The following is a 26,931-nucleotide window of genomic DNA, read 5'->3' on the forward strand; positions in this document are numbered from 1 at the left end:
GAACTCAGGCAAAGACAAGCCCTTTTGCATTTGGATGCCATTGACGGACATGATTCACCTCCGTAAAGCAGAACGTTCGTTCACTTTACGCCGCACGAATTGCTAAATCAAGGGTTCCGGAGCAAGAGACATAATCAGGTAAAATATTATTAGCCGCACATAAAAAATTTCATTACTCCGCGGGCAACATTGTTATATTAAGCAGGCTTGGAAAAAAAGAACAGGCTAGCTCTGCATTTGAAAGTGAATATAAAGTAATTTCTGAAAAAGTTGTTTTTATCCTTGAATCGATGAAGCGCCATACATCATTTTAAAAAACATATTACCCTAGGAAATCGTAGCCACCACCAAGTAGGCATTGAATTGCAGGTCAATTTCCAGATTAAAGCACCTTGGTTTGGCTTGTTGCCCTAATGAGATATAAAATAATAACTAGCTGATTCACCCCTACCTTTGGTATGGCATTGAATTAATACTCCTTATTAAACAAGGAGTATTAATTTTTTATTGCTCCATTGTTACATATCTCTTGTAATACCCTTCACTCACTTGGCAATGAGCATTAAATTCAAGTTTGCTGTATATTTACGCCTTGCCAATCTAGATATTTGGCACCAAATTATTTGGGATGTTATTGAAGCCAAAGGCAATCATGCTCAAACACAACAAGGCATAAATCAAGATGACCCAATATTGTGCCGATATTTTATGGCTGCGTGGTGAACAAGACTTTATTGGCAATCAATATAGCAGAAAACATCTATTGCGCTTTGATGGCGGCTTAGAAATTCCCGGTTCTTCATCACCCCACGTTGTGCCAATACCAATGTCGGATGCAAGTGCGCTTGATCCTGAAGAGGCATTTATTGCGTCAATCGCCAGTTGCCATATGCTTTGGTTTCTTTCCATTGCCGCTAAAAACAAATTCTGTATTGATCGCTATTTTGATGCCGCTATAGGGTTAATGGAGAAAAATGCCGAAGGAAAAATAGCCATTACAGTGGTGACGCTTAGGCCAGAAATTATCTTTTCCGGCAAATACACGCCAAACCCAGAGCAAATTGATAAAATGCACCATCAGGCGCATGCCAATTGCTTTATTGCTAATTCAGTCAAAACAGAAATACGCTGCGAGCCTGTTTATATAGCCGCTATTATTTCTTAGCATTTCATTAGAATGACCTATAAGGTTTATATGCATCACTCTTACGCTATTGATTTTAGGCTGTGGTCTGATTTACCTCCCCTCAATAAGCCGCTGTCCGCAATTTGGCCATTTCACAACAGCAAATTGAATATGCTGGCACAATTAAAGCCGCCATTGCTTTATGTGAAACGTCTCCATCATCTCATTTTTTAGAACTGGCTATTCTGCAATCGAAAGAAGTCATTGGATTTCTTTTATGTAAAATGCGGGCCGCTTGCTCCTGATTGGGGTGCCGCTGATTCCACCATTACTAGGCTTAGTCTGAAACCCAGCATATTGTACTTTCGGTGGATACAGAGAATACCAGCGCTATTCGCCCCTACCCTAAAGCGGGTTGGATCGATCATGGTGAGCACGTAGCTGGACGGATAGGCTGGGTTCGCTCTATGTCTTTGGCAATAAATCATTAATAGGTGCTCTATGATTAAAAAAGTTGGCCCCACAATCGTTCCACCTAAACATCGCGCATCTTGCCACTGCGGTGCCGTGGTATTAGAGCTTGATTTACCCAATGGCATTGTTGATCCACGGCGCTGTGATTGCTCTATTTGCCGTAGAAAAGGCGCGGTGATGGCGTCGATTGCTTTGGTGGATATTAAAGTCATTCAAGGTGCGGATTCAATCAAGCTTTATCAATTTAATACCCATATGGCAAAGCATTATTTCTGTGGGCAATGCGGCATCTATACTCATCATCAACGTAGATCAAACCCCGAACAATATGGTTTTAATGTTGGCTGCTTAGAAGGGATTAATCCCTATGATCTAGAAAATATACCGCTTAATGATGGGGTAAATCATCCTAATGATCGAGCCTCAACATCAATATGACAAGCTAACCCCTGATTGCTGACTGATTCTTTTGGGCGCTTTTATCCGCAACTCTCGCCGCAATCACCACTATCTTTGACAGGACGTAGATTCTGATTTGGCCATGCGGTTGCGCAAAATGGTTAGCCCACGAAAAACACCAAGCAGCCTCACATAACTAGGCTCGAATTGATGCAAGTTAGTGCAAAAAAAAACAAAGCCCCGTTATTATATGAGCGCCCACAAAAAATGCCGCTCCCTATTAAAAGAGAGCGGCATTTTTATTTAATGATTTAAGCAGTTGCTTTGGTATTCACTACTTTTGCGCCAGCTTCAGCAGCATTTACAGTTGCGCTTACTAATTCTGAGGTAATTTTTTGGCTAGTTTTAGTCACTGCATCGTAAGTGTTGCTTGCAGTTTCAACGACATTGCGTAGTGCATTTACAGCTACGCCAGAGCCAGCAGGTGCATTTGCAGTGGCTTTATCTAGTGTGGCAAGTAGGTTTTTGTTGAATTCTAAAACTTGTTCTTCGATCAGGCCATTCAGCTCTTTCTGTGTTGCGCTTGCAGCATCAAATACATTGCGCGCCACAGACATGCTTTTTTCAACGGATGGCTGAGCCAGTTGACGTTGAAGCGCTACCAAGCCTTGTACATCTTTTACGCCAGACAGTGCTTTAGTGGTTTCTGCGTGTTCAGCAATCAAATCACGAGTGATGCTGATTTGCAGATTAACCAAACGCTCTACGCTGCTTAAAGCGATATTGGTAAAGCGCAGGGATTTGTCCAGATTAGCTTGGCCAATATCAGTAAATTGAGCAGGATTGAATTGTGGGGCTTTAAATAGGTCTTTGAACATGGTGATCTCTCCGGTTGTGCAGTGCAACAATGCAATTCATTATGAGTGCAATGAATACGGAGAGTCAAACTATTTTGTGCAGTGCAACAAAATATTCGGATTATTAACAACTAACTCGCCTAAGCCCTTGTATCTACGCTATTTCCTAGGGCTGCTGGATTGTTGTATTTAGGTGCATCAGGCACTGCAGCCAGCAAACTTAGCGCGGATTGCGCTTGGATATCGTTAGATTTTTTGGCCATGAGCAAGGCCGCTGCATTTTGGGTGGCGGCGCTAGCGCCAGCGCTTACGGTTGAAACATCCATAGATCACCTGTTTGAGAAAGGATTTGGAGTTTGGTCATTATAGCCATTGCGTAGGCTCTGTTAAAGTTTGTTTTGTAAATGCCGCTGCATGTTTTACCAACACTCGTATTTTTGCCTCAAGATTTAAAAAAATGTCAACAGCGTTTTAGCTCAAGCCATGCCGTTTAGAGCGTGAAATTATCTCCTTCATCTTTGAGTGGCGATATGGCTTTTGAGTGATAAAATACACGGATGAATTTGCCCTCCATGCTGAGCGACTCCGTCGTACGCTATATCCACTTACGCCTCCATTCCGAGTTTTCAGTTACCGACGGCATCGTACGTCTAGATGATGCGGTTAAAGCCGCTAAGTCTGGAGGCATGCCTGCGCTTGGGGTTTCGGATTTAATGAACCTCTTTGGCATCGTCAAACACTATAAGGCTTGCCGCGAAGCGGGGATCAAGCCCATTGTGGGGGTGGATGCTTGGATAGAAAATCCTGACGAAAGAGATGCGCCCTTTCGCGTCTTATTGATTTGTAAAAGCCGTGCAGGTTATGGCCGCCTTTGCGATCTTTTATCTAATGCCTTTCGTAATAATCAATATCGTGGCCGTGCCGAGCTTAAAAAAGAATGGTTAACGGAAGGCGACAATAGCCAGCTGATTTGCCTATCTGGTGCAGCTTTAGGCGAAATTGGCCAGTTATTGATTGGCGGTCAATACGATGCCGCACTGGCCGCTGCACGCTGGTGGGCAGCTACTTTTCCTGATAGCTTTTACCTTGAGCTACAGCGCACGGGCTTCCCTAGCGCCGAGCCAAGCCTGCAAGGCCATTTGGATTTAGCCTCCGATCTTGATTTGCCGGTGGTGGCCACCCATCCCGTGCAGTTTATGGATCGGGATGATTACAAGGCGCACGAGGCCCGCGTTTGTATTGCCGAGGGCAATATGGTGGCGGATAAGCGCCGCCCGCGTTTATTTACAGAGGAACAATATTTTAAATCTGCAGCTGAAATGGCCGAGCTATTTGCGGATATTCCAGAGGCGCTACTTAATACAGTGGCTATTGCCGAGCGGTGTAATTTAACCATCGTCCTAGGTAAAAACTATCTGCCGGATTTTCCAACGCCAGACGGAATGACGCTCGATGATTTCCTGATTTTTGAGGCCAAGCGTGGCTTAGAAGAGCGGCTGCTGCTGCTCTATCCAGATCAGGAAAAGCGTGATGCAGAGCGCCCGCGCTATCTGGATCGGCTTAAGTTTGAAACCGATACCATCGTGCAAATGGGGTTTCCCGGCTATTTCTTGATCGTGGCCGATTTTATTTACTGGGGGAAACGCAACGGCTGTCCGGTCGGCCCTGGCCGCGGCTCAGGTGCGGGCTCCTTAGTGGCGTACAGCCTTGGTATTACGGATATCGACCCCACCGCCTACGCCCTGCTGTTTGAGCGGTTTTTGAACCCTGAACGCGTTTCCATGCCCGATTTCGATATCGATTTTTGCCAAGAAAACCGCTGGCGAGTGATCGAATACGTGCGCGAAAAATACGGCGTTGAGGCGGTAAGCCAAATTGCCACCTTCGGCACGATGGCAGCCAAAGCCGTCGTGCGCGACGTTGGCCGCGTGTTAGATCTGCCGTATATGTTTTGTGATGGCTTATCCAAGCTGATCCCTGCCGCACCTGGTAAGCAATATAGCCTTGATGACGCACTAGAAATGGAGCCCATCTTAAAACAGCGCGTAGAAAACGAAGACGAGGTTAAAGAGCTGTGGGTGCTGGCTAAAAAGCTAGAAGGCCTTACGCGTAATATCGGCATGCACGCTGGGGGCGTTTTGATTGCGCCGGGCAAGATCACCGATTTTTGCCCCATTTATCTGGCGTCTGGCGCGGATTCCGCACCGGTTTCGATGCTAGATAAAGACGACGTTGAAAAAGTGGGCTTAGTTAAGTTCGACTTTTTGGGTTTGCGCAACTTAACCATTATCGAGTTAGCGCTGAATTACATTCGCACCATGGAAGGCAGCGCCCCCGACTTAATGCTCTTGGGCTTTGAAGACCCCGCCGCTTATAAAATATTTAGGGATGCCAATACCACCGCCGTATTTCAGGTGGAATCGGATGGAATGAAACGCCTTTTAGCCAAGCTAAAACCCGATCGTTTTGAAGATATTATTGCGGTATTGGCGCTCTATCGCCCAGGCCCTTTGGGCTCAGGCATGGTTGATACCTTTATCAACCGTAAGAATAAACTGGAAGAAGTCGATTATTTTCACCCTGATTTAACGGCGTGTCTCGACCCCACTTACGGCGTGATCGTGTATCAAGAGCAGGTGATGCAAATCTCGCAGATTATCGGCGGCTACACCCTTGGCGGGGCGGATATGTTGCGCCGCGCCATGGGTAAGAAAAAAGCCGAAGAGATGGCCGAGCACCGCGAGAAAATCGCCCAAGGGGCCGCGCTCAAAGGCTACGATCCCAAGCTTGCTGAGCAGCTATTTGACTTGATGGCTAAGTTTGCCGAATACGGGTTTAATAAATCCCACACGGCCGCCTATGCGGTAGTTTCCTACCATACGGCATGGCTAAAAGCGCATCACTGCGCGGCGTTTATGGCCGCCACTATGAGCTCGGAGCTCGACAACACCGATCAGCTTAAAGTGTTTTACGACGATAGCGTTGAAACCAACAAGCTGATTTTATTGCCGCCGGATGTTAACCATAGCTTTCATAAATTTGTACCTGTTTCACGTAAGGAAATTCGCTATGCCCTCGGTGCAATCAAGGGCGTAGGGGAATCTGCAGTACAGATGATTGTCCGTGAACGTGAAACCAACGGCCCTTTCACAGATTTATATGATTTTTGCCATCGTACTGAAAAGCGCGAAGTCAATAAACGTACAGTAGAAGCGCTGATTCGTGCCGGTGCATTTGATAAAATTGATCCACATCGTGCTCGCCTCATGGCCAATGTGGAACAAGCAATGGCACTGGCCGAAAGTGACGCGGCCAATAAAAATCAATCTAGTCTATTTGATATGCTAGAAGCCGTTGATGTACCGCAAGTGGCTGTGCTTGAAGTACCGGAATGGGATGAGCGAGTAAAGCTTGCCGAAGAAAAAAATGCCGTTGGTTTTTATATTTCTGGCCACCCTTTTGATGCGCACGCCAAAGGAATTCGTCAGTTCATTAAATCATCTTTAGAGCGGTTAGAGCCAAGCCGCACTCCGCAAATGATTGCCGGCATTGTTAGCGCCTTGCGGATTAAAAACGGCGACCGAGGCCGCATGGCTTTTGTGACTTTAGATGATGGCAAATCGCGCCGCGATGTCACGGTTTATTCTGAAGTATTTGAAGCCAACCGGAACAAAATCAAAGAAGACACCCTCTTAGTCATCGAGGGTAAGATTTCTGAAGATCGCTTTTCAGGAGGCTTACGCATTATTGCCGATACTATTTATGATATCGCCGAAGCACGCAGCCGCTTTGCACGCAGCATGACACTAGCAATGAAACAAGGCATGGATGCTCAGCGTCTTAAAAGCTTGCTAACATTACATCGCGGCGGCGAATGCCCCGTTGAAGTGGATTACCAAAATACCGATGCGGCATGTATCTTGTCACTGGGTGAAAGCTGGCGAATAACATTGCGCGATGAGTTGCTGGCAGAGTTGAAAAGCTGGCTAGGCAATGAAGGGGTTTCTATTAAGTTTTAAATGTAATTCTAACAACTACTGAAACACCTGATTACAACATGCTTAAAGAAAGCATCTACTTAGAAGCGTGCATAGAACAACAGCTAATAAGCATTGATGCGAGAGCATACACACTTTCAATAGAACAACACTTTTGACAAGGGATACAAATATGGACGAAGAAATTCGCAAGAAAGCCCTCGAATATCACCGCTTTCCTAAACCAGGTAAAATTCAGGTTATGCCAACCAAGGCATTATCTAGCCAACGTGATTTAGCACTGGCCTACTCCCCTGGTGTTGCGGCTGCATGCGATGCCATCGTTGAAGACCCTAGCGAAGCACGCAATCTCACTGCGCGTGGCAATTTAGTTGCGGTCATCACCAATGGCACTGCAGTACTTGGCTTGGGTGATATTGGCCCGTTAGCGAGCAAGCCGGTTATGGAAGGCAAAGGCGTTTTATTTAAAAAATTCGCCGGTATTGATGTTTTTGACATTGAAATTGAAGAAAAAGACCCCGTAAAACTCGTTGAAATCATTGCCTCATTAGAGCCAACTTTCGGCGGGATTAACTTAGAAGACATTAAAGCACCTGAGTGCTTTTATGTGGAAAAAATGCTGCGTGAACGGATGAAAATCCCTGTTTTTCACGATGACCAGCACGGCACCGCCATTATTGTTGGCGCGGCGGTTAAAAACGGCCTACGCTTAATTGGCAAGAAAATTGCAGACGTAAAACTGGTCGCCTCAGGTGCCGGTGCAGCAGCCATTGCTTGTCTCGATTTATTGGTTTCATTGGGTGTAACACGTAGCAATGTGACGGTTTGTGATTCTAAAGGCGTGATTTATGTTGGTCGCGGCCCCTTAGATGAAACCAAGCAGCGCTATGCCCAAACCACCGAAGCCCGCACCTTAAAAGAAGCGCTCGTTGGCGCAGATATTTTCTTGGGTTTATCCGGCGCTGGCCTCGTCACTGGCGACATGATTTTACAAATGTCCGCCACACCGCTGATCTTGGCCTTGGCCAATCCTGACCCAGAAATCACCCCGCCCGATGCACGCGCTGCACGCAGCGATGCCATTGTGTGTACTGGCCGCTCGGATTATCCAAACCAAGTAAACAATGTACTTTGTTTCCCGTTTATCTTCCGTGGCGCGCTTGATGTTGGTGCCACCACTATTAACGAAGAAATGAAGCACGCAGCCGTCAACGCGATTGCGGAACTCGCCCATGCGGAGCAATCGGACGTAGTAGCTGATGCTTACGGCGGCCAAAATCTGAGCTTTGGCCCTGATTATTTGATTCCAAAACCATTCGATCCACGTCTAATTATCAAAATCGCTCCTGCTGTTGCGCGCGCGGCTATGGAGTCTGGCGTGGCAACTCGCCCGATTGAAGATTGGGGCGTGTATATCGAAGAGCTGACGCAGTTTGTTTATAAGTCCAACTTATTTATGCGTCCTGTATTTACCGCAGCGAAAAAAGCCAATAAACGGGTTATTTTCTGCGAAGGCGAAGATGAGCGCGTCTTGCATGCGGTGCAAGAAGTAGTCGATATGGGTGTTTGCCGCCCAATTATCATTGGCCGCCCTGCGATTATCGAAAACCGTATCGAAAAACTCGGTTTACGCATCAAGGCGGGCGTCGATTTTGAGTTGTGCAACCAAGAAGACGATCCACGTTTCCGCGAATACTGGATGCAATATCACTCCATTATGGAGCGTCGCGGTGTTGCTGAAGAATTAGCAAAAGCGGAAGTTCGCCGTAAAACCACGCTCATTGGCGCTTTAATGCTAAAACGTGGCGAAGCAGATGCAATGATTTGTGGTACTTATGGCCAATACCAACGCCATCACTGGTATGTTAGTAATGTGCTTGGCTTACAAAGCGGCGCAAAAGTCACTGCGGCAATGAATGCCCTATTACTGCCTACCGGCAATGTATTCATTACCGATACTTACGTTAATCATGATCCAAATCCAGAAGAGCTTGCTGAAATCACGCTAATGGCGGCGGATACGGTACGTAAATTTGGCATACAGCCTAAGGTGGCGTTATTAAGCCACTCAAACTTTGGCAGCATGGATACGCCTTCGGCGCGTAAGATGCGTGCAACTTTAGCCATTTTACGTGAACGTGCACCCGATCTAGAAGTAGATGGCGAAATGCACGGCGATGCCGCGCTTTCTAGCACCGTGCGCCAACAGGTATTCCCAAATTCAACGCTAAAAGGTGAAGCTAATCTATTGATTATGCCTAATCTGGATTCCGCAAATATCTCTTTCAATTTATTGAAAATGACATGCGGCGATGGCGTGACGATTGGGCCGATGTTAATGGGCTTAGCTGCTCCGGTGCATATCCTTACACCAACGGCATCGGTGCGCCGTATCGTTAATATGGCGGCTTTAGCTGCGGTTGAAGCGGCGGCAAAAGACTAAACAAAGCAAGATGATGTAGGGTGGGTGAGGCATTTTTTGCCTTAGCCACTGCAGCCACGGTGGGTTATGGCCGATTTCACTCAATGCGGCCTAATCCACCCTACACCGCCCCGCATAAAGGAAACACCATGAGCGAATATAACCCAAACGATCCTTTTGCTTTGTTTTCCCAGTTTTTTAAGCCTAACGCAGGGAACCCTTTTTCGCCCCCTATGTCTATCGAAGAGATAGATAAAAAAATTGCAGAATGTCGTACCGTAGAGCAGTGGCTCTCTATGCAAGTAGGCATGTTGCAAATGACCGTCAAAACCTTAGAAATGCAAAAAACGGGAATTACCGCTTTTAAACAAGGACTCGATCCTAAGGAACCATGATTTATTTTCGCTCTGTCCGTAGCCTCAGCCTCGCTGCATTTGCTGCGGGGCTTTTTACTGCCTGCGCAACGCCCGTTCCAACACCCTCCACGCCGCCTGAGCAAACCACGCCTGCGGCGAGCTCTCCTTATCAGCGTAGTGATTGGCAGGCCCTACCCAATTGGCCTGGTGACGATTTAGCCACCAGCTTTGCAACTTGGCAAAAATCTTGTGCCAAACTTAAAAACGAGCCTTGGCTGGGCTTATGCAAAGAGGCCAAAGAGCTCCCCGCCTCTGCCGCGCGTGCTTTTATTGAGTCGCGCTTTATGCCTTATCAATTAAGTAATCCAGATGGCAGTCAAACCGGCCTCATTACGGGCTATTACGAACCGATTTATCCGGGCAGCTTGCAACAGAGCGCTCAAGCACGCTACCCCGTTTACGCACCACCCAAAGACATGATTACGGTAGAGCTGGCTGAGCTGTATCCAGAGCTTAAAGGCAAACGCTTACGTGGCCGCATTGTTGGCAATAAATTACTGCCCTACTACAGCCGCGCTGACATCGTTAAAAAAGAGATTAATGCGCCAGTATTAGCGTGGTTAGAAAGCCCAATGGATGTACAGTTTTTGCAAATCCAAGGCTCCGGCAGAGTACGCCTTGGCGGGGGCAAAGAGCTAAGGCTTGGTTATGCCGATCAAAATGGCCACCCTTACAAACCCGTTGGCCGCTGGTTAGTTGAGCAAGGCGAATTAAAAGCTGCAGATGTATCAATGCAAACCATCAGAAGCTGGGCAGATAGTCACCCCAATCGCGTAGAAAATTTACTGGATAGCAATCCAAGTTATGTGTTTTTCCGCACTCTACCTGCTTCGAATGACGGGCCGATTGGCGCGCAAAATATACCGCTTACGGCTGGTTTTAGCATTGCCGTGGATAAAAACACCATCCCGTTAGGCAGCATGACTTTTATCGCTACCGATAGGCCAGATAATGGCGGGGGAATCCATCGCCTTGTGGCCGCTCAAGATACGGGTGGGGCGATTCGTGGCACGGTGCGGGCTGATTTCTTTTGGGGCACGGGAGATGCTGCGGGGGAATTAGCGGGAAAGATGAAGCAAAATGGGCAGCTTTGGCTCTTATGGCCGAAAGATCACCCCCTGCCTCTGTAAAATTAAATGCCGGTTTTTATGCAATATATTTTGCAGTCATTGACCGGCATTTAATGCGCTAAATAATTAAAAGTGGTAATCAAAACCCAGCATTGCAATCGTTACTTTTGCTTTATTAAAATAATTGCTTTCCAGCTTTATGCCCCAGCTTGTGCCCAGAGCCAAACGTAGTGCTAAGCCTAGATTAGCATCTGTTTCGTCATAATCTGACTGTGCACGCAAAGAACTCTCCATTCTAGTGCGGCCAATACCTAATTTACCCAGCAAATCAAAGCGCTCATTGATCGGTAAAATACCGACTGCATTTACTCCATAATTATAGCTAGGTGTAAATTCTTGATCTGTTGTAAACCGCATCAGGTTGCGAGAAAACCCCAAACCAACCAGTTGCCCTTCAATGGCAAAGTTTCGATTAAACTGATAACCAATTCGTGTGGCAAAGCTAATATCATTGACATCGTTAGTTTCTTTTGCTGCAGAATAATGCGACCAACCTGAATCAACATTAATATATACGCCAGATTTGATATCCGCATTCGAGTAACTTGTTATCAGACATAAAGTTAATGCACAGAGTAAACGCATGCTAGCCCTTAGATGGATTTAGATTTTATACCGAGGGTATATATTAGCAAAAATTACAAATTAAACACAAATACTTTCTAATTTCTTTCTTAAAACAAAAAAATAAGCAGATGCTTTCGTTGTATCTACAGTCATCGCTAAAAAATACCTTTCCTCACTAGCCGTCATGCTTTATATAAATAATGTGGCGTTCAAGGAGACGCTCAAATCGCTATCGAGGGACTTAAGTAGCGGCATGTAGATTCAAGCTTAAGCCGTGTTTTATGCAATAAAATTAAAACAAAAAAACAAACAACAGCATCAAGCTATGCTATAAATATCACAGACACCTTGTCTCTACCTTAGGTGTTTTGCTAGCATAAATTTACGTGAACCTTCTGCTTGCGAAAGCAACAAGGCATCCCAAATTAAGCTCTGACTAAATCTGATGTTTTTTCGGTTTTTTTACCCACTTAGCTATAGAATTGGTGCAATAAATGTAAGAGCCTTATACAATCTGAGCCAATCAATGAAAGCGAATCTCGTAAGGGATGCAATTCATGCAATCCTGATCGGCACACCGACCCAAGGTCTTTAATTTGCCAAGTCTAAATAGCATTTGGCCATTGTGTCGCTTCATTGTAATAAACAGAATTAATATGCATTTTTAGATATACACCTAAGTAACTCATTTTAATAAATGCACTAGCAAGCTGATCGCATGCAATTTTTGCAGCGTTATTTTCAATTTGCCATTTTTACGATATTTGAAGAGAGTAGCCTTGTTTCTCTTTTAATCGAATCATCGATAAGTAACCATTCTTAGAAATGGCCCTTCAAAAGGTATCAAGCAGTTTGAAAGACTTAAATCAAAAAAAACCACTCCCTCATCCTTCGGTTTTATTTTACAGCCCAGATGAGGAGCGACCAGAGCCAGAGGCTTGGCACACCATGCGCCAAACTGATGAATCCGCCTTAGCAAAGAAGCTAGCACGTCAACAATTAAGGCGTGCCGCTTGGGAAAAAATCAGCGTCAAAGCGCGGCAACTTGCAATTGACCCTGATGCTTTATATGAATGGGTAGTAGAAGAAGTGGCCCTTAAAGCGCAAACCACACGATCACCATGGTCTGCATTCTAATAAGTGATCTTAATCAGTACTATTGTCTTCGTCGCCTTGTTGTAGCTGCCACATCCTTGCGTAATTAGCACCTAGCTCCAATAAATCTCGATGGCGGCCTCGCTCAACGATTTGTCCTTGCTCCATAACAAGGATTTCATCAGCTTCGGCGACTGTAGATAAGCGATGGGCAACAATTAAAGTAGTGCGATTGGCAGAGATTTCTTTAAGCTCGGCCTGAATTGCCTTTTCGGTACGAGAATCAAGTGCAGAAGTGGCTTCATCAAAAATTAAAATAGGTGGGTTTTTAAGAATGGTGCGCGCAATTGCAACGCGCTGCTTTTCTCCGCCCGATAATTTTAATCCGCGCTCACCAACCAAAGTATCAAACCCATCTGGTAAGGATTGAATAAACTCGTATATATGTGCAGATTTAGCCGCTTGAATCACTTCATCACGGCTTGCCGTTGGCTGACCATAGGCAATATTATAATAAATACTGTCGTTAAATAGCACCGTATCCTGCGGCACAATCCCAATATGCGCACGCAAGCTCACTTGATTAAGCTCACGCAAATCAACGCCATTAATGCTTATCCCTCCTTGGCTCACATCATAAAAACGATAGAGCAATCGGGATAACGTTGATTTCCCCGCGCCTGAGCTACCTACCACGGCAACTGTTTTCCCTGTCGGGATAACAAAGCTCACATTGTGCAAAATCTGCCGATTAGGCTCATAAGAGAAATCAACATGATCAAAACAAATGGATGCTGATTGCGTATTTAATATTTGTGCGGTTTCAATGTCTTTAACTTCGGCATTTTGGCCCATTAAATTAAACATCTTTTCCATATCGGCCAAAGAATGTTTGATTTCACGATAGACAAAGCCTAAAAAATTAAGCGGCGCATAAAGCTGCAATAAAAAAGCATTGACCAAGACTAAATCACCTAGGGTCATGGTGCCTTTTACTACACCATCCGCGGCCAAGCCCACTAATAATGTGACGCCTAGCGCAATAATAATTGCCTGCCCAGCATTTAAAAATGACAATGAAACTTGGTTTTTAACGGCGGCAGTTTCCCATACTTTAAGGCTGGCATCATAGCGATCTGCCTCCCAGCGCTCATTATTAAAATATTTAACCGTTTCATAATTTAATAGGCTATCTACTGCACGAGTATTGGCTTTTGAATCCATATCATTCATGGTGCGGCGAAAATGCATGCGCCATTCAGTAATGCCAAGGGTAAATACAATATATAAAACAATAGTTCCAAAGGTGATAACTGAAAACCAAACATCATATTTTTTTAATAAAATACCAGCCACTAGCAAAATTTCAACCAGCGTTGGCAAAATATTAAATAAGGTAAAGTTAAGCAAAAAGGAAATCCCTTTTGTGCCACGATCAATATCTCGGCTCATGCCCCCAGTTTGCCGCTCTAAATGAAAGCGCAAACTCAGACGGTGCAAATGCTCAAAGACTTGCATCGCCACTTTGCGAATAGCCCCTTGCGTGACTTTAGCAAACACTGCATCGCGCATTTCGCCAAATACCGAGGCACAGAGCCGTAATGCGCCATAACTAAGCACAAGGCTAAGCGGCAATACCAGTGGCGCATGTTTTGGATCTAGGCCATCCACAATCCCTTTTAAAACCAAGGGAATAGAGACGTTGGCAAATTTAGCCAAAATTAATAGAGATAAAGCCAGAATAACCCGCGTTTTATACTGCCAAAGATAGGGCAAAAGAGTAGATAGCGTCTGCCAATCATTTCGACGAGATTGCGTCATGTGTTTCCAAATAAATGTGGGCGTTGATATGACTCAACGCCCAAGATAAACAAGCAAAGTGGCAAGCCAGCCTTTACTCCCTATTTTACCGCGCATGGCAGAGTGACCCTAGCACGGCTACAGCATGGCCGTTAATGCAATGTGCGTGGCATAGCCAGCACAAACGAGGGGATTTCTGCATCAAACTGATTGCCGTCTGCTGCCTGCATGCGATAATTACCCTGCATTGAGCCTACGGGCGTTGCAATACTGGCGCTACTCATATATTCAAAATGCTGACCTGGCTCTAACACGGGCTGCTCGCCTACTACGCCATCACCTTGCACTTCTTGTATGCGATCCTCCATATCGGTAATCACCCAGTGACGGCTCAATAACTGAGCCGCAGCGGTGCCGGTGTTAGTAATCGTGATGCGGTAGGCAAAGGCATAACGATCTGCCACCTCATCCGATTGCTCTGGAAGGTAAAACGCTTCGGCGTGAACCAACACGCTATAAACAGGAGAATCACTCATTCTTTACAGTTCTTGTGGTCATTGATGAAGAGAATATTACCAAGCTCAAGGCTACAGAGGTAAGGTATCCGTTAAAATGAGTGATATACCCTGAAATGGAGCTGGTTATGACAGATTTTCGTATTGCACCAAGCATTCTTGCCGCTGACTTTGCACGTTTAGGCGAAGAAGTTAAAAATGTGATCGCCGCTGGCGCAGATATGATTCATTTTGATGTAATGGATAATCATTACGTCCCCAATCTTTCAATGGGCCCGATGTTTTGTGAGGCCATTCGCCCCTACACTACCGCCCCCATTGATGTGCATCTTATGGTTAAACCCGTTGATCGCATCATTCCTGATTTTGCCAAGGCGGGCGCAAATATCATCACCTTTCACCCCGAAGCCTCCGAGCATGTTGATCGCTCACTTGGCCTGATTAAAGAACACGGCTGTAAGGCAGGCTTAGTGTTTAATCCTGCAACGCCCCTTCATTATTTAGATTATGTTATGGATAAAATCGACATGATTTTATTAATGTCCGTCAATCCAGGCTATGGCGGGCAAAGTTTTATCCCAGGCGTTTTAGCCAAGGCTAAAGCAGCACGTGCACGGATTGATGCCTACACGGCACAAACAGGGCGTGAGATTTGGCTAGAAATCGATGGCGGTGTAAACACGGCCAATATTGCTGAAATTGCGGCTGCAGGTGTAGATACATTTGTGGCAGGCTCCGCCATTTTTGGCAAGCCCGATTACAAAGCGGTTATCGATCAAATGCGTGCCGAGCTGGCTAAGTAATGCAATTACTCCATAACCCACGCTGCTCTAAAAGCCGAGAAGTCCTTGCTGCACTGACGGCCAAAGACTTACAGCCAGAAATCATTGACTACCTTAAGCAGCCGCTTGATGAAGCGCAGATTCGCCAGTTATTAAATCAGCTAGGTATCAGCGCATTGGCTTTGGTTCGCAGCAAAGAAACCCTGTGGCAAGAGCAGTACGCCGAACAGGCGCTAGACGAAGCCGCAATCATTGCGGTATTGGCCAAGCATCCCAAGCTGATTGAGCGCCCTATTCTTATCTATCAAGGCCGTGCTGCAATTGGCCGGCCATTAGAAAATATTTTTACCCTATTGGACACACCCGTATGAGTATCAGAGCCTTTGCTTTTGATTTAGATGGCACCTTAGCCGATTCGATCCCCGATCTTGCCCACGCTGCCAACGCCGCCCGTAGCGATGCTGGCCTTGCAACGCTGGATGTAGCGTTAATTGAGAGTTTTGTGGGTGACGGCACGGAAAGCCTTGTCGCCCGCGCCATGACTGCAGATATGGCCGCCAATTTCACGGGCAGCCAAGCCCAAAAAGAAGCGCTTGCTCGTTTTGATCTGCATTATCAAGCAGGGCTAACGCTTAAAACCAAGCTCTATCCTGGCGTTGCCAATACCTTGAACGAATTGCACGATTGCGGCTATCGTCTGGCTATTATCACCAACAAGCCTGAGCGCTTTACGCTACCTTTATTAAAAGAGCTGGGCATTGATCAGGTATTTGAAGTCATCGTCAGTGGTGATTCATTAGCAAGCCGCAAGCCAAATGCCGAGCCTTTACTGCACGTCATGCAAAAAATGGGCGTAAGCGCTGCTGAGCTATTAATGGTGGGCGATTCTAAAAACGATATTCTGGCGGCACGCGCAGCCGGATGTAAGGTGGCGTTTGTCAGCTATGGCTACGGTGTGAGCGCCAATATGCCTGAAGCAGACGTCACAATCGGCCGTTTTGATGAGTTAATGACTTGGTTAGAAGCACAAGATTAATTTTTTTTTAATATCGTATGCAACACCCAAGAAAAAACCCGCCAATGGCGGGTTTTTCAGTGCAAGTTAAATTCGCCGATATTCAACGTAGGCAAATTCAATGCCTTTAGCGCTTAACTGAGGCTGCCTCGATACTTCTTTCCATTCTGCTTTATTAAACTCAGGAAAATAAGCATCTCCAACAGGGCTTAATGCCACCTCTGTTAAATAAAGCACATTGGCCAAAGCTAAAGCGCGGGTATAGATTTCGCCCCCACCAATAACAAACAGTTTTTCATGCCCCTCTGCGGCGACCAAAGCGTCTTCAATGCTGACATAAGCCGTTGCCCCAGCCGCTTGCCACTCTGGGCTTCGTGTCAGCACCCAATGTGGGCGTCCTGGCAAAAGCCCAGGTAAAGACTCAAATGTCTTACGCCCCATCAGCATGGGCGAGCCCATCGTCAGCGCTTTAAAGTTTTTTAGATCTTCAGGCAAAGACCAAGGCAGCCGGTTTTCTATCCCAATAACACCGTTTTGCGCAACTGCAGCAATAATTGCAATATCCATCTTTCTTCCTTATTCCATCTTCATTTCAAAAGCAGGCAAGAAAGCGGCCTTGCTTGCCGATCCGTGCTAGCCAGAATACTTTTGAAATCAAACCGCGATTGGGGCTTTAATAGCCGGATAAGGGTCGTAAGCTTCCAAGGTAAAATCTTCAAGTTCAAAATCAAAAATATCTTTTTTCGCTGGGTTGAGCTTCATAAGGGGCAAAGCACGGGGCGAGCGGGAAAGCTGCTCTTTGACTTGATCAAAGTGATTGCTATAGATGTGGCAATCGCCACCTGTCCAAACAAAATCCCCCACTTGCAGATCACACGTTTGCGCCAACATCATCACCAGCATGGCGTAAGAAGCAATATTAAATGGCACACCCAAGAAAATATCGGCGCTACGCTGATAGAGCTGGCACGATAGCTTGCCGCGCTGATCCGCGTCCCCAGCTTGCGCAGGCGCTACGTAAAATTGAAAGAAAGCATGGCAAGGTGGCAGAGCCATTTTATCCAGCTCACCCACATTCCATGCCGACACAATAATTCGGCGGGAATCTGGATTGGTTTTTAACTGCTGCACAACTTCGCTTATTTGATCGATATGACGACCATCAGCGGTTGGCCAACTACGCCACTGCGAACCATAAATGGGGCCCAATTCGCCATCGGCAGCCGCCCATTCGTTCCAGATTTTTACGCCGCGCTCTTGCAACCAATTCACATTGGTTTCACCACGTAAAAACCACAGCAATTCGTAAGTAATCGATTTTAAATGTGTTTTTTTAGTGGTAACGAGAGGGAAACCATCGGCTAAATTAAAGCGCATTTGATAGCCAAATACACTCACCGTACCGGTACCCGTACGGTCTTCTTTCCTGACTCCGTGGTCTAAAACATGCTGTAGCAGGTCAAGATATTGACGCATAAAAAGGGTCCATAGTGAATTCGTTAGGGCCGAAGTTTATCAGAGCCTAGACTGAAGTTCGACTACGAAAGTCGCACCGCTGCCAAACTGACTCTGGCAATAAACACGGCCCTGCATGGCTTCTACCAAGCGCTTCACAATAGATAAGCCCAGCCCCGTGGTGTGCTCGCCCCCAGTTGGCAATGCAGAAAGACGGCTAAACTTTAAAAACAGCTTAGATATTTCATGCGGAGCAACGCCTGGGCCTTGATCCACAACGCAAATCCGCAATACCTCCCCATCTAGCGCGCTATTTAAATGAATCACACTCCCCTGCGGCGAATATTTAGACGCATTAGACAGCAAATTATCTAACACTTGCCACAGCGCTTGCCGATCAGCCCATATAGGATGATTGCACGTCACCAATAAGCAAACCTGTTGCTTAATCGCAAGGCGCTCTTCCCAGCTTGATAACAACTCTAGCAACAAAGCATTTAAACAAAGCGATTCCATATAAATTTGTACAGAACCACTTTCTAATGCTTCGTGATCTAATAAATTACTTAAAATACCCTGAGTTCTATCGGCAAGTAAGCCAATTCCCGCCAACCTATCTAATACCCGCTCCCTAGGCCATTCATCCAAACGAATAGCAATTAAATGAGCCATTCCTTGAATGCTTGCTATAGGATTTTTTAGATCATGAGCTGCAATAGCGAGTAATTCATTTTTTTCTTTATTTAAATGGACCAGCGAATCATTCAAGACTTCTAATTGCTCATTGCGGCTGGCTAATTCACCAGTGCGCACATCAACTAATTTTTCTAAGTGTTGGCGATGTAATTGCACTGTTCTAGACATATCATCAAAATTGCGCGCTAAATCACCCAATTCATCAGTGCGCTCAATATCAAGTTGATCACTAGATGCACCAGTAGCCAGTGCATTAATGGCTTTATTAAGCCGACTCAAAGGCTTGGCCACCTCTTTCTTTAACACCCAAGTCATTAAAAACAACTCAACCACTAAAGCCAACATGCCTAACAATAGAACGATACTGGTGGTTTTAGCGGCTTTTTCTTGCAAAAGCTTTTTAGGGTATACCGTAACAAATAGCCAATTAGCCCCTTCAATAGGTGCAACACCCAGCCAATTTAAACCATCAGGTGTTTCTACAAAACGGCGATCTCGACCAGCACTTAGAGTCGCTTCATATATCCCTTTTAACACAGGGTCTTGCTGAACTTTATAATGCCCTTGGCTGGCTTTTATTTTATCCATCTTATCTGGATGAGCAATCAATTCGCCACTGCGGGTCATCGTAATGTTATAAGTACCAGGGATGCTTGTTTTATTATTACGCTCTATTAATTGATCTAATAAAACATCTTGCCCTATTCCACCAATATATTTCCCCAAATAATCAAGCGGCGTAACCACCGAAACCATCCAGCGTAATGCTTGGCGATCAAAATATATACTGGTCCAAAACGTTTTTCGCTCAACGTTTTTAATCGGCGTTGCGCCTAATTCAACTTCAAGATCCGCAGCAAAATCTGCAACGGATCCATTGCGTGCATAGTTTAAATCCGGCAAATACATCAAACTGCAATCTGACACATTAAAATCAATAAAGGTATCGTAATAACGGTTACGAAAAGCAGGACCATATTGTGACAATATATCGTAGCCCAATAAAACTTGGCGCATAAACGTGGGCGTTTGTGGAGTATTGGGCAAGATTGCAATGGTTGCTTTGCGCTCAAAATCATCTTTTTGCACCCGAACGCGCCACATTCGATCTTTGTCTTGTGCAATTAGGGAATAAAATGCAGGGGCGGGATCAGTTTCGTCAAGTAACACATAGCGGCGCAAAAATTCATCGCGCACAATCTTAGTATTTGCTTCTGCCTGTACAAATAACTCACTTTCTAATTGGCTACGAGCAGATATATATTGCGCTAAATTGGCGAGCGCTTCTTCTTGGAAGTTAACATAACTGCAGTAATAGCTTAATGCCGAAAGCAGTGCGCCAGCGAGCACAATACGCATTGCCATATTGCGCAAAACGCGGCGAAAAAGACTATTACGGGGAGGCTGTAAGGTATCCATGGGGAGAAGATACCGCAAGCAAATGGAATGTGCAAAGTACCATTTAAGAAAAAATCAGGAAAAACACCTAGAAGCTAGGCATCTCGGTGTCTAGTGCCTGATAGATCACGTCAGTAATCTCTAGTTCTTCGATTCCGGCTGGAGTACGCAAGAGCACGACATCGCCTTCACGGGCCTTAATCAACGCCCTAGCAACGGGGGACGTCCAGCTAATATAGTGGCGCTTCATATCAGTTTCATCTACACCCACAATCGCCACCGTTTCGCTTCGGCCATCTTCTCTTAAATAGCTCACCGTAGCGCTAAAAAAGATCTGATCTGTGGCTTCGCGCAGCTCTGGGTCAATGACTTCGGCTAATTCGAGACGTTTGGTTAAAAAACGAATGCGTCGGTCAATTTCACGCAATCGTCTTTTACCATAGATATAGTCACCGTTTTCTGAGCGATCACCATTAGAGGCGGCCCAGTTGATCAGTAGCGTTAATTCGGGGCGCTCTTTTTGCACCAGCTGGGCAAATTCTGCCTTCATTTTACGCCAGCCACCGGGGGTCATATAATTTTTGCTGCCAGCGGGCACGCGTAGCTCGCTAGGCAGCTCATCATCATCGGTTTCGGTTTCCCGAATAAACGCTTTACTCATCGAGGCTTACTCGTCAGCTTGGCGGCCGTTGATTTTCAGGCCAGCCCAACGCATTACGCCTAAGATTTCTAACTCGGTTAGTTCGTGGAAATGACCACGGCGTAAGCGACCTGGCAGAGTCATTGCACCAAAGCGTACGCGAATCAAACGGCTTACAATCAAACCAAAATGCTCGAACATCCGGCGCACTTCACGATTACGGCCCTCTTTAAGCACCACGTGATACCAGTGATTAAAGCCCTCACCACCACGGCGCTGTAGGCTAGCAAAGTGGGCGGTGCCGTCTTCTAACTCGATACCCTTAAGCATTTCATTGATTTGCTCTTGTGTCAGCTCACCAAATACACGTACTGCGTACTCACGCTCTACTTCAAAGCTAGGGTGCATCATGCGGTTAGCCAGCTCACCCGATGTGGTAAACAGCAGCAGACCGCTGGTGTTGTAATCCAAACGGCCAACAGCAACCCATTTGCTGGATTTTAAACGTGGCAGACGATCAAACACTGTAACACGGCCTTCTGGGTCATCACGGCTCACCAACTCGCCTTCTTGCTTGTGATACATCACGATACGCGGCAAGCGATCCGGCCATTTCAATACAACTTTCTTACCATCAAAGCGAACATCGTCACCTAGGCTAACCTTACTACCCAAGGCGGCAATTTTACCATTTACCGATACCTTACCTGCCGCAATGGCGTCTTCCATGGCGCGACGTGAGCCATAGCCTGTAAAGGCCAGTGCTTTTTGCAGACGCTCGGCAGGGATTTCTGTAGTAGCCACGCGGCGTTCACGTAATTCTTTTTGCATTTGCAGCTCTTTAACCGAGCCTTGGCGCAATTGCATACGACGAGCACGGCTCACCGTTTTGTATTTGATTTTGCGTGTTTCGTCCCCAACACCAATAGCCGCATTAGCCGCAGCAACGGCCTTATACGCCTCAAAAGTTGGGCGTTCAGCCTTACCGCCTTGTGGGTTAGGCTTAGAGCGTGGTGTGCGTAGCCCTCTGGACTCATAAGCCGATGCAGGCAACTCAGCACCACGGCCACTTCGGCCGCCACGTGTTTGTTGCGCTGATGCTGGAGCAGCTGCAGGGCGGCCACGGCCTTGCGCTGGCGATGTAGCAGGAGCGCCAACCGTTACATTACGGCCTCGGCTAGGCGCTGGCGTGCTGGTGGCTGAGGCGTTACGGCCACGACCAGCAACGGGCGTACTCGTGACTGGCTCATTACGGCCACGGCCAGCGGCAGGCTTTGCACTAGTCACAGCGGCTTTGCCAAAGGCGGGATTTCGGGTTGAGTATTCGTCACCGGCGGGTTTGCCACCCGTACGCTTACCCACACCTGCGGCCTGCGCGGTGCGCTCGCTGGCCTTACGCTCTGCAATAGCCGGCTGGGGGCGACGTGATCGGGTGGTTTTCATGTGCGTTTCTTTCCAAAAAAACAGAGGATTATAACCTGAATATGCGCTTTAGACGATATTCATCCCTCAGAATAAAAACGCCGCCGATAAATACTCGGCGGCGGCAAGCTTCTTAACAGCAGGCTATTGACGTTTATTTCATCATTGTGAATGAAGCAAATATTAACGGCACTGCAGTCCTACAGCATCGAAAAAAAAGCAACGCAGCCCAAACTAGTTAGACCCAAGTTGAAAACCTGATTTTCCAAGCTTTGCCCTTCACTTAATTGAGTGCTGCGCAAAATTTCATGCATCACTTCAACTTCTTTATACCATTTCAAGATGCGGGTGTTATCGTTTAAAAAAACTTCAATTTCAGATTTTAGCGCATGTTCACCAATGACATGCAAGGCCCCTACATCATCCCCTCTTAGCTGCAAAGCAGGAGGAATGGTGACGCCTATCAAGGCTAATTGGCTTTGTAAATCCAAACCGAATCTTTTTAATTCAGCCGATGCTTTAGCGTTTAACTCTGTTAAAGAAAAACCCTCGTTAGGTGCTCCATCCGATAAAAAAGACGCAATCTCCAGCAAAGTACTGCCCTGATTATCCCGCCCCGCCACTGTAAGATCAGACACCGTATTCACAGCCACTCCCTCTTAGGAAAAGCACATTTGCTTATGGATTCATACTAGCAAACAGCCTTACATTCTAACTGGTAAAATTTACATTCTTACGAATTTTTTGCGACAAACTTAAAAAACAAAGCATTTAATGCCACTCGCTACCGATAAATACGGTTTGGAGCAGCATAAACACAGATATAAAGTAAGGTAATTCAATTATAGGAAGCTATATGCAAAAGCCAAATTATTTTGCGCATGATTCTCACTACAACATCAAACACTACTATTGCGTTTTAAGTTGCCGCAAACAACGCAGCAGTGAATTCACCCTAAAGCATGGCACAAAGGCGGTATAACAAATCATGCGCCTCACGCGGGTTTAATGCATCCGGATCAACGCTCGCCAATACATCCAGCAAAGGATGCGGATCAGGCTCGATCTGTGCCACCGCTGCAGTTGCAAACAAATCACCCTGCATGCCGCCCTGTACGCTGTTGGATTCTAGCTCGAGGAGTTTTTTTCTTGCTGCTCTAACCACGTCCTTGGGCACCCCCGCCAACTGTGCCACGGCCACACCATAACTTTGCGAAGCGGGGCCCTCCTGTACGGCGTGCAAAAACACAATCTTATCTTTGTGCTCAACCGCATCTAAATGCACATTAGCCACTACTGGATAATCTTGCGCTAAGCGCGTTAGCTCAAAGTAATGCGTGGCAAATAGCGTGTAAGCACGGTTTTTCTCGATTAAAGCCTTCGCAATTGACCAAGCCAAGGCCAAGCCATCAAAGGTGGACGTACCCCTGCCCACTTCATCCATCAATACTAAGGAGTGCTCCGAAGCATTGTTTAAAATATTGGCGGTTTCGGTCATTTCCACCATAAAGGTTGAGCGTCCACCCGCCAAATCATCTGAAGCACCGATACGGGTAAAGATACGATCCAGCTTTCCGATCACCGCGCTTTGGGCCGGAACAAAACTCCCTACGTGGGCTAGCAGCACAATCAGGGCCACTTGGCGCATATAAGTGGATTTACCGCCCATATTTGGCCCCGTAATCAGCAGTAATTTGCGCACCACGGAAAAATCAACATCATTAGGGATGAAATCATCAATCTGCGCCTCAACCACCGGATGGCGGCCCGCCTCAATATGCAAGACCTGCCCATCTACAAATTGCGGTGCAATATAATTGCCGCGCTCGGCCGTATCGCTCAGGCTGGCCAACACATCCACTGTCGCCAAGCCTTGCGCGGCTAAGCGCAAAGCGCCCAGATAAGGCTGCAGGCGTTGCAGTAGATCTTCGTACAGGGATTTTTCTAAGGCCAAAGAACGCTCTTGCGCACTCAGGGCTTTATCTTCAAATAGCTTGAGCTCTGGCGTGATATAGCGCTCGGCATTTTTCATGGTTTGGCGACGGCGGTAATCATCCGGCACCGCGCCTGCGTAAGAATTAGTGATTTCAATAAAGTAACCCGCCACGCGGTTGTACTCTACCTTTAGCGTTGGGATGCCCGTGCGCTCACGCTCACGCGCCTCTAGTGCCAATAAGAATTCCCCGCCATGCGTTTGAATGGCGCGTAATTCATCGAGTTCGGCGCTATAGCCATCGGCAATCACCCCCCCTTCTCGCAGCACCACAGATGGCTCGGTCTTGATGCTGGCGCTGAGCAATTCAAGGATCTGAGCGTCTGGGGTGAGCGCCTTAGCCAGTGCCGCAAAAAAATCATCTTCTGGTAATACCTGCAGTAAGGCTGGCAAGCCCGCCAAGCTATCTCGCAAGCTAGATAAATCACGCGGCCTTGCACTGGCTAAGGCGATGCGCGCGGTAATGCGCTCTACATCGCTGATGCAATCAAGCGCAGCGTGGATAGATGTAAACAGCCCCGTCGCTAACAAGGCAGCAATGGCGTTTTGGCGCTGTAAAATTTTGCCCTGTGAGCGCAGTGGATGATGCAGCCAGTGGCGCAGCAAACGTGATCCCATGCCCGTTGCGCAGTGATCTAGCAAAGAAAATAGAGTTGGAGAGGTTTCACCTCGAATCGTTTCGGTGATTTCTAAATTACGCCGCGTTGCCGCGTCCAGCTCAATATATTGGCTTTGCGATTCACAACGCAGCCCAGCCAATACCGGCAATGCGCCACCTTGCGTACTACGCACGTACTCAAGCAAGGCACCGGCGGGGCCTAGCGCCAACATACCGTCTACCACACCAAAGCCAGATAAATCATGGGTTTCAAAATGGCGAGTTAAATTGCGTAGCGCACTGGCGGCCTCAAACTGCCAAGGCGGCAGTTTTCTGATGACGGCAGAGCCATTTTGAAAGTGCTCAAACATCGCCAACCCTGCATCATCACTAACCAGAATCTCTGCGGGGCGTAAGCGCTCTATCTCTGATGCTAACTTTTCTGGTGTGCTATCCATCAGAGCAAAATCACCGGACGCCAGCGACAGCCAAGCCATACCCATCTTGCCGCGCACAAAATTCAGCGCCAGCAAGCGATTCTCTACCTTTACATCCATTAAGGCCGTATCGGTCAGCGTGCCAGGGGTGACGATGCGCATAACCTTACGATCAACCGGCCCTTTCCCTGTTACCTCACCAATCTGCTCACAAATCGCTACCGATTCGCCCATTTTGACAAGACGGGCCAGATATTGCTCGGCAGCATGATAAGGCACACCCGCCATCCGAATCGGCTCACCGCCCGTTGAGCCGCGAGTGGTCAGCGTAATATCCAGCAGCTTTGCCGCGCGTATTGCATCGTCAAAAAACAACTCATAGAAATCACCCATACGATAAAACAGCAGTTTATCGGGGTGATCGCTCTTTAAACGCAGGTATTGCTGCATAAATGGCGTGTGAGTTGGCTTGGCGCTTTTAGCCTCACTCTTTTTATTAGAAATTTCCGCCATTTTTTACTCCTTAACCATTAATTTATTTTTATTAAAACCAAAGCGAATCTGTAGAGGGGGTTAGGCCAATCAAGGCACTCAATATTAGTGCGACTATATCTTGGCCGTCAGCCATCATAACGCCATGGTGGCTGACGGCCGAAAACGATCACATTTTAGATCAGCTTCAAGCTTGGCCTAAGCCACCCTACAACATATAAAAAAAGCGCCATCGAAGATGACGCTTTTTCAAGAGGCGAGCCACACAGAAATATTATGCGCTTGTGTCCTTAGCTTGCCTCTGTACCCACAGGCTTTTGAATGCCTTTCAAAGCAAAACTTAAGCGTTATGCTGACGAATCACCGACAACATTTGGCCAAATACGCGGGGGGTACCGCAAAGGATATCGCCAGATTGCAAGAAGCCTTCTTCGCCATTCAAGTCAGTCACTAAACCACCCGCTTCTTGTACCAAGAGCGAGCCAGCAGCGATATCAACGGTTTTAAGATCAAATTCAAAGAAGCCATCGTAACGGCCGCATGCTACATAAGCCAGATCCAAGGCTGCAGCACCTGGGCGACGTAGGCCAGCGGATTTTTGTGTCATATCGCGGAAAATATTGATGTAGTTTTCTAGATTATCAAAGCGGGTGTATGGAAAACCCGTTGCGATCAAGCCTTCAGATAATTCACGTACTTTTGATACGCGGATACGGCGATCATTCAGATAAGCACCAACACCGCGGGTTGCCGTGAATAAATCATTGCGGCAAGGATCGTAAACCACGGCCTGGGTGATCACGCCCTTATGCTCTAGCGCAATGGATACTGCGTACTGAGGAACGCCATGCAAGAAGTTTGTAGTACCATCCAATGGATCAATAATCCATGTGTATTCTGATTCGCCGCGGCGACCTGATTCTTCGGCCAAGATGGCGTGCGTTGGGTACGCTTCGAGAATGGTATCGATAATGGCTTGCTCTGCCGCACGGTCTACTTCAGACACAAAATCATTTTGGCCTTTTTTTTCTACCGTAAGGTGATCCAAATTACTAGATGCACGTTGGATAATTGAAGCGGCGCGGCGCGCGGCGCGCACAGCGGTATTGAGCATTGGATGCATGGCTATTCCTGAATAAAAGTAAAAGATCAATGAGGGTGGCAGCAAAAAAAGAAGCGTAAGGCCCAAGCGCGGTATAATTCG

The 26,931-nt window shown here is 46.7% G+C and carries 23 protein-coding genes; 10 read left to right on the forward strand and 13 right to left on the reverse strand.

Going from position 1 to position 26,931, the window contains the following annotated elements:
- The first annotated feature begins 682 nt into the window (after positions 1-682).
- Together Q0R17_RS06650 and Q0R17_RS06655 are read left to right on the forward strand one after the other, a co-directional pair.
- Positions 683-1,165: an OsmC family protein gene (locus Q0R17_RS06650; protein ID WP_293933246.1), complete on the forward strand. Its 483-nt coding sequence runs from the start codon at positions 683-685 to the stop codon at positions 1,163-1,165.
- 462 nt (positions 1,166-1,627) lie between these two features.
- Positions 1,628-2,038: a GFA family protein gene (locus Q0R17_RS06655; RefSeq protein WP_293933247.1), complete on the forward strand. Its 411-nt coding sequence runs from the start codon at positions 1,628-1,630 to the stop codon at positions 2,036-2,038.
- A gap of 272 nt (positions 2,039-2,310) precedes the next feature.
- On the opposite strand, the gene Q0R17_RS06660 is transcribed toward Q0R17_RS06655, so the two are convergent.
- Together Q0R17_RS06660 and Q0R17_RS06665 are read right to left on the reverse strand one after the other, a co-directional pair.
- A complete protein-coding gene (locus tag Q0R17_RS06660) occupies positions 2,311-2,877 on the reverse strand; it encodes a phasin family protein (RefSeq protein ID WP_293933248.1) in 567 nt (188 codons plus the stop codon).
- 119 nt (positions 2,878-2,996) lie between these two features.
- A complete protein-coding gene (locus Q0R17_RS06665; RefSeq protein ID WP_293933249.1) occupies positions 2,997-3,182 on the reverse strand; it encodes a putative motility protein in 186 nt (61 codons plus the stop codon).
- A 231-nt stretch (positions 3,183-3,413) separates the two neighbouring features.
- Here Q0R17_RS06665 and dnaE point away from each other — a divergent pair, with 231 nt between their 5' ends.
- The 4 genes from dnaE to Q0R17_RS06685 all read left to right on the forward strand — a co-directional run bounded on the left by dnaE (position 3,414) and on the right by Q0R17_RS06685 (position 10,822).
- Complete coding sequence (gene dnaE, locus Q0R17_RS06670; protein WP_293933250.1) at positions 3,414-6,875, forward strand: DNA polymerase III subunit alpha; 3,462 nt, start codon at positions 3,414-3,416, stop codon at positions 6,873-6,875.
- 151 nt (positions 6,876-7,026) lie between these two features.
- On the forward strand, positions 7,027-9,297 hold the full coding sequence (locus tag Q0R17_RS06675; protein WP_293933252.1) for an NADP-dependent malic enzyme: 2,271 nt from the start codon (positions 7,027-7,029) through the stop codon (positions 9,295-9,297).
- A gap of 128 nt (positions 9,298-9,425) precedes the next feature.
- The gene (locus Q0R17_RS06680; RefSeq protein WP_293933254.1) at positions 9,426-9,671 is read left to right on the forward strand and encodes a PhaM family polyhydroxyalkanoate granule multifunctional regulatory protein; all 246 of its coding nucleotides are present in this window, start codon (positions 9,426-9,428) and stop codon (positions 9,669-9,671) included.
- Positions 9,668-10,822, forward strand: a complete 1,155-nt coding sequence (locus Q0R17_RS06685) for a murein transglycosylase A (protein ID WP_293933256.1) — start codon at positions 9,668-9,670, stop codon at positions 10,820-10,822. The genes Q0R17_RS06680 and Q0R17_RS06685 overlap by 4 nt, the downstream gene beginning before the upstream one ends.
- 66 nt (positions 10,823-10,888) lie before the next feature.
- Here Q0R17_RS06685 and Q0R17_RS06690 read toward each other — a convergent pair whose 3' ends face one another.
- Positions 10,889-11,407: an outer membrane beta-barrel protein gene (locus Q0R17_RS06690; RefSeq protein ID WP_293933258.1), complete on the reverse strand. Its 519-nt coding sequence runs from the start codon at positions 11,405-11,407 to the stop codon at positions 10,889-10,891.
- An 834-nt stretch (positions 11,408-12,241) separates the two neighbouring features.
- Here Q0R17_RS06690 and Q0R17_RS06695 point away from each other — a divergent pair.
- The gene (locus Q0R17_RS06695) at positions 12,242-12,526 is read left to right on the forward strand and encodes a hypothetical protein (RefSeq protein ID WP_130107821.1); all 285 of its coding nucleotides are present in this window, start codon (positions 12,242-12,244) and stop codon (positions 12,524-12,526) included.
- Positions 12,527-12,535: 9 nt separating this feature from the next.
- Here the strand turns inward: Q0R17_RS06695 and Q0R17_RS06700 are convergent, their stop codons facing one another.
- Both Q0R17_RS06700 and apaG read right to left on the reverse strand, forming a co-directional pair.
- Positions 12,536-14,305, reverse strand: a complete 1,770-nt coding sequence (locus Q0R17_RS06700) for an ABC transporter ATP-binding protein/permease (protein ID WP_293933261.1) — start codon at positions 14,303-14,305, stop codon at positions 12,536-12,538.
- Positions 14,306-14,436: 131 nt separating this feature from the next.
- Positions 14,437-14,820, reverse strand: a complete 384-nt coding sequence (gene apaG / locus Q0R17_RS06705; RefSeq protein WP_293933262.1) for a Co2+/Mg2+ efflux protein ApaG — start codon at positions 14,818-14,820, stop codon at positions 14,437-14,439.
- Between the two features lie 107 nt (positions 14,821-14,927).
- On the opposite strand from apaG, the gene rpe reads away from it, so the two are divergent.
- The 3 genes from rpe to Q0R17_RS06720 are packed head-to-tail and all read left to right on the forward strand — an operon-like array spanning position 14,928 to position 16,617.
- Positions 14,928-15,602 carry a ribulose-phosphate 3-epimerase gene (gene rpe, locus Q0R17_RS06710; RefSeq protein WP_293933264.1) on the forward strand — a complete coding sequence of 225 codons (675 nt, stop codon included), beginning with the start codon at positions 14,928-14,930 and terminating at the stop codon, positions 15,600-15,602.
- Positions 15,602-15,952 carry an arsenate reductase (glutaredoxin) gene (arsC, locus tag Q0R17_RS06715; protein WP_293933265.1) on the forward strand — a complete coding sequence of 117 codons (351 nt, stop codon included), beginning with the start codon at positions 15,602-15,604 and terminating at the stop codon, positions 15,950-15,952. The genes rpe and arsC overlap by 1 nt, the downstream gene beginning before the upstream one ends.
- Positions 15,949-16,617: a phosphoglycolate phosphatase gene (locus tag Q0R17_RS06720; RefSeq protein WP_293933267.1), complete on the forward strand. Its 669-nt coding sequence runs from the start codon at positions 15,949-15,951 to the stop codon at positions 16,615-16,617. Before arsC ends, Q0R17_RS06720 begins: the two co-directional genes overlap by 4 nt.
- 66 nt (positions 16,618-16,683) lie before the next feature.
- Here the strand turns inward: Q0R17_RS06720 and Q0R17_RS06725 are convergent, their stop codons facing one another.
- The 8 genes from Q0R17_RS06725 to Q0R17_RS06760 form a co-directional block, all read right to left on the reverse strand.
- On the reverse strand, positions 16,684-17,163 hold the full coding sequence (locus tag Q0R17_RS06725; protein WP_293933268.1) for a dihydrofolate reductase: 480 nt from the start codon (positions 17,161-17,163) through the stop codon (positions 16,684-16,686).
- Between the two features lie 87 nt (positions 17,164-17,250).
- Positions 17,251-18,072 (reverse strand): thymidylate synthase, encoded by an 822-nt coding sequence (locus Q0R17_RS06730; RefSeq protein WP_293933269.1) that lies wholly within the window; start codon positions 18,070-18,072, stop codon positions 17,251-17,253.
- 39 nt (positions 18,073-18,111) lie between these two features.
- Positions 18,112-20,166, reverse strand: coding sequence for an ATP-binding protein (locus Q0R17_RS06735; protein ID WP_293933270.1), 2,055 nt, complete (start codon positions 20,164-20,166; stop codon positions 18,112-18,114).
- Between the two features lie 67 nt (positions 20,167-20,233).
- A complete protein-coding gene (gene greB / locus Q0R17_RS06740; RefSeq protein WP_293933307.1) occupies positions 20,234-20,743 on the reverse strand; it encodes a transcription elongation factor GreB in 510 nt (169 codons plus the stop codon).
- Between the two features lie 69 nt (positions 20,744-20,812).
- Positions 20,813-22,228 carry a 23S rRNA pseudouridine(2605) synthase RluB gene (gene rluB, locus Q0R17_RS06745; RefSeq protein ID WP_293933271.1) on the reverse strand — a complete coding sequence of 472 codons (1,416 nt, stop codon included), beginning with the start codon at positions 22,226-22,228 and terminating at the stop codon, positions 20,813-20,815.
- Between the two features lie 179 nt (positions 22,229-22,407).
- Entirely contained in the window at positions 22,408-22,854 is a 447-nt protein-coding gene (locus Q0R17_RS06750; RefSeq protein WP_293933272.1) for a hypothetical protein, read from the reverse strand.
- A gap of 308 nt (positions 22,855-23,162) precedes the next feature.
- On the reverse strand, positions 23,163-25,748 hold the full coding sequence (mutS, locus tag Q0R17_RS06755) for a DNA mismatch repair protein MutS (RefSeq protein ID WP_293933273.1): 2,586 nt from the start codon (positions 25,746-25,748) through the stop codon (positions 23,163-23,165).
- Positions 25,749-26,067: 319 nt separating this feature from the next.
- Positions 26,068-26,850, reverse strand: a complete 783-nt coding sequence (locus Q0R17_RS06760) for an inositol monophosphatase family protein (protein WP_293933274.1) — start codon at positions 26,848-26,850, stop codon at positions 26,068-26,070.
- Positions 26,851-26,931 lie beyond the last annotated feature (81 nt).

The organism is Iodobacter sp., assembly GCF_025352645.1.
Classification (GTDB): Bacteria; Pseudomonadota; Gammaproteobacteria; order Burkholderiales; family Chitinibacteraceae; genus Iodobacter.

Coding starts and splice junctions, on each gene's coding strand:
- Q0R17_RS06685 (WP_293933256.1), top strand. CDS start 9,668: ATGATTTATTTTCGCTCTGTCCGTAGCCTCAGCCTCGCTGCATTTGCT.
- Q0R17_RS06760 (WP_293933274.1), bottom strand. CDS start 26,850: ATGCATCCAATGCTCAATACCGCTGTGCGCGCCGCGCGCCGCGCCGCT.
- mutS (WP_293933273.1), bottom strand. CDS start 25,748: ATGGCGGAAATTTCTAATAAAAAGAGTGAGGCTAAAAGCGCCAAGCCA.
- Q0R17_RS06665 (WP_293933249.1), bottom strand. CDS start 3,182: ATGGATGTTTCAACCGTAAGCGCTGGCGCTAGCGCCGCCACCCAAAAT.
- arsC (WP_293933265.1), top strand. CDS start 15,602: ATGCAATTACTCCATAACCCACGCTGCTCTAAAAGCCGAGAAGTCCTT.
- apaG (WP_293933262.1), bottom strand. CDS start 14,820: ATGAGTGATTCTCCTGTTTATAGCGTGTTGGTTCACGCCGAAGCGTTT.
- Q0R17_RS06720 (WP_293933267.1), top strand. CDS start 15,949: ATGAGTATCAGAGCCTTTGCTTTTGATTTAGATGGCACCTTAGCCGAT.
- rluB (WP_293933271.1), bottom strand. CDS start 22,228: ATGAAAACCACCCGATCACGTCGCCCCCAGCCGGCTATTGCAGAGCGT.
- Q0R17_RS06725 (WP_293933268.1), bottom strand. CDS start 17,163: ATGGATATTGCAATTATTGCTGCAGTTGCGCAAAACGGTGTTATTGGG.
- Q0R17_RS06730 (WP_293933269.1), bottom strand. CDS start 18,072: ATGCGTCAATATCTTGACCTGCTACAGCATGTTTTAGACCACGGAGTC.
- Q0R17_RS06675 (WP_293933252.1), top strand. CDS start 7,027: ATGGACGAAGAAATTCGCAAGAAAGCCCTCGAATATCACCGCTTTCCT.
- Q0R17_RS06735 (WP_293933270.1), bottom strand. CDS start 20,166: ATGGATACCTTACAGCCTCCCCGTAATAGTCTTTTTCGCCGCGTTTTG.
- Q0R17_RS06700 (WP_293933261.1), bottom strand. CDS start 14,305: ATGACGCAATCTCGTCGAAATGATTGGCAGACGCTATCTACTCTTTTG.
- Q0R17_RS06655 (WP_293933247.1), top strand. CDS start 1,628: ATGATTAAAAAAGTTGGCCCCACAATCGTTCCACCTAAACATCGCGCA.
- dnaE (WP_293933250.1), top strand. CDS start 3,414: ATGAATTTGCCCTCCATGCTGAGCGACTCCGTCGTACGCTATATCCAC.
- Q0R17_RS06650 (WP_293933246.1), top strand. CDS start 683: ATGACCCAATATTGTGCCGATATTTTATGGCTGCGTGGTGAACAAGAC.
- Q0R17_RS06660 (WP_293933248.1), bottom strand. CDS start 2,877: ATGTTCAAAGACCTATTTAAAGCCCCACAATTCAATCCTGCTCAATTT.
- Q0R17_RS06690 (WP_293933258.1), bottom strand. CDS start 11,407: ATGCGTTTACTCTGTGCATTAACTTTATGTCTGATAACAAGTTACTCG.
- Q0R17_RS06680 (WP_293933254.1), top strand. CDS start 9,426: ATGAGCGAATATAACCCAAACGATCCTTTTGCTTTGTTTTCCCAGTTT.
- rpe (WP_293933264.1), top strand. CDS start 14,928: ATGACAGATTTTCGTATTGCACCAAGCATTCTTGCCGCTGACTTTGCA.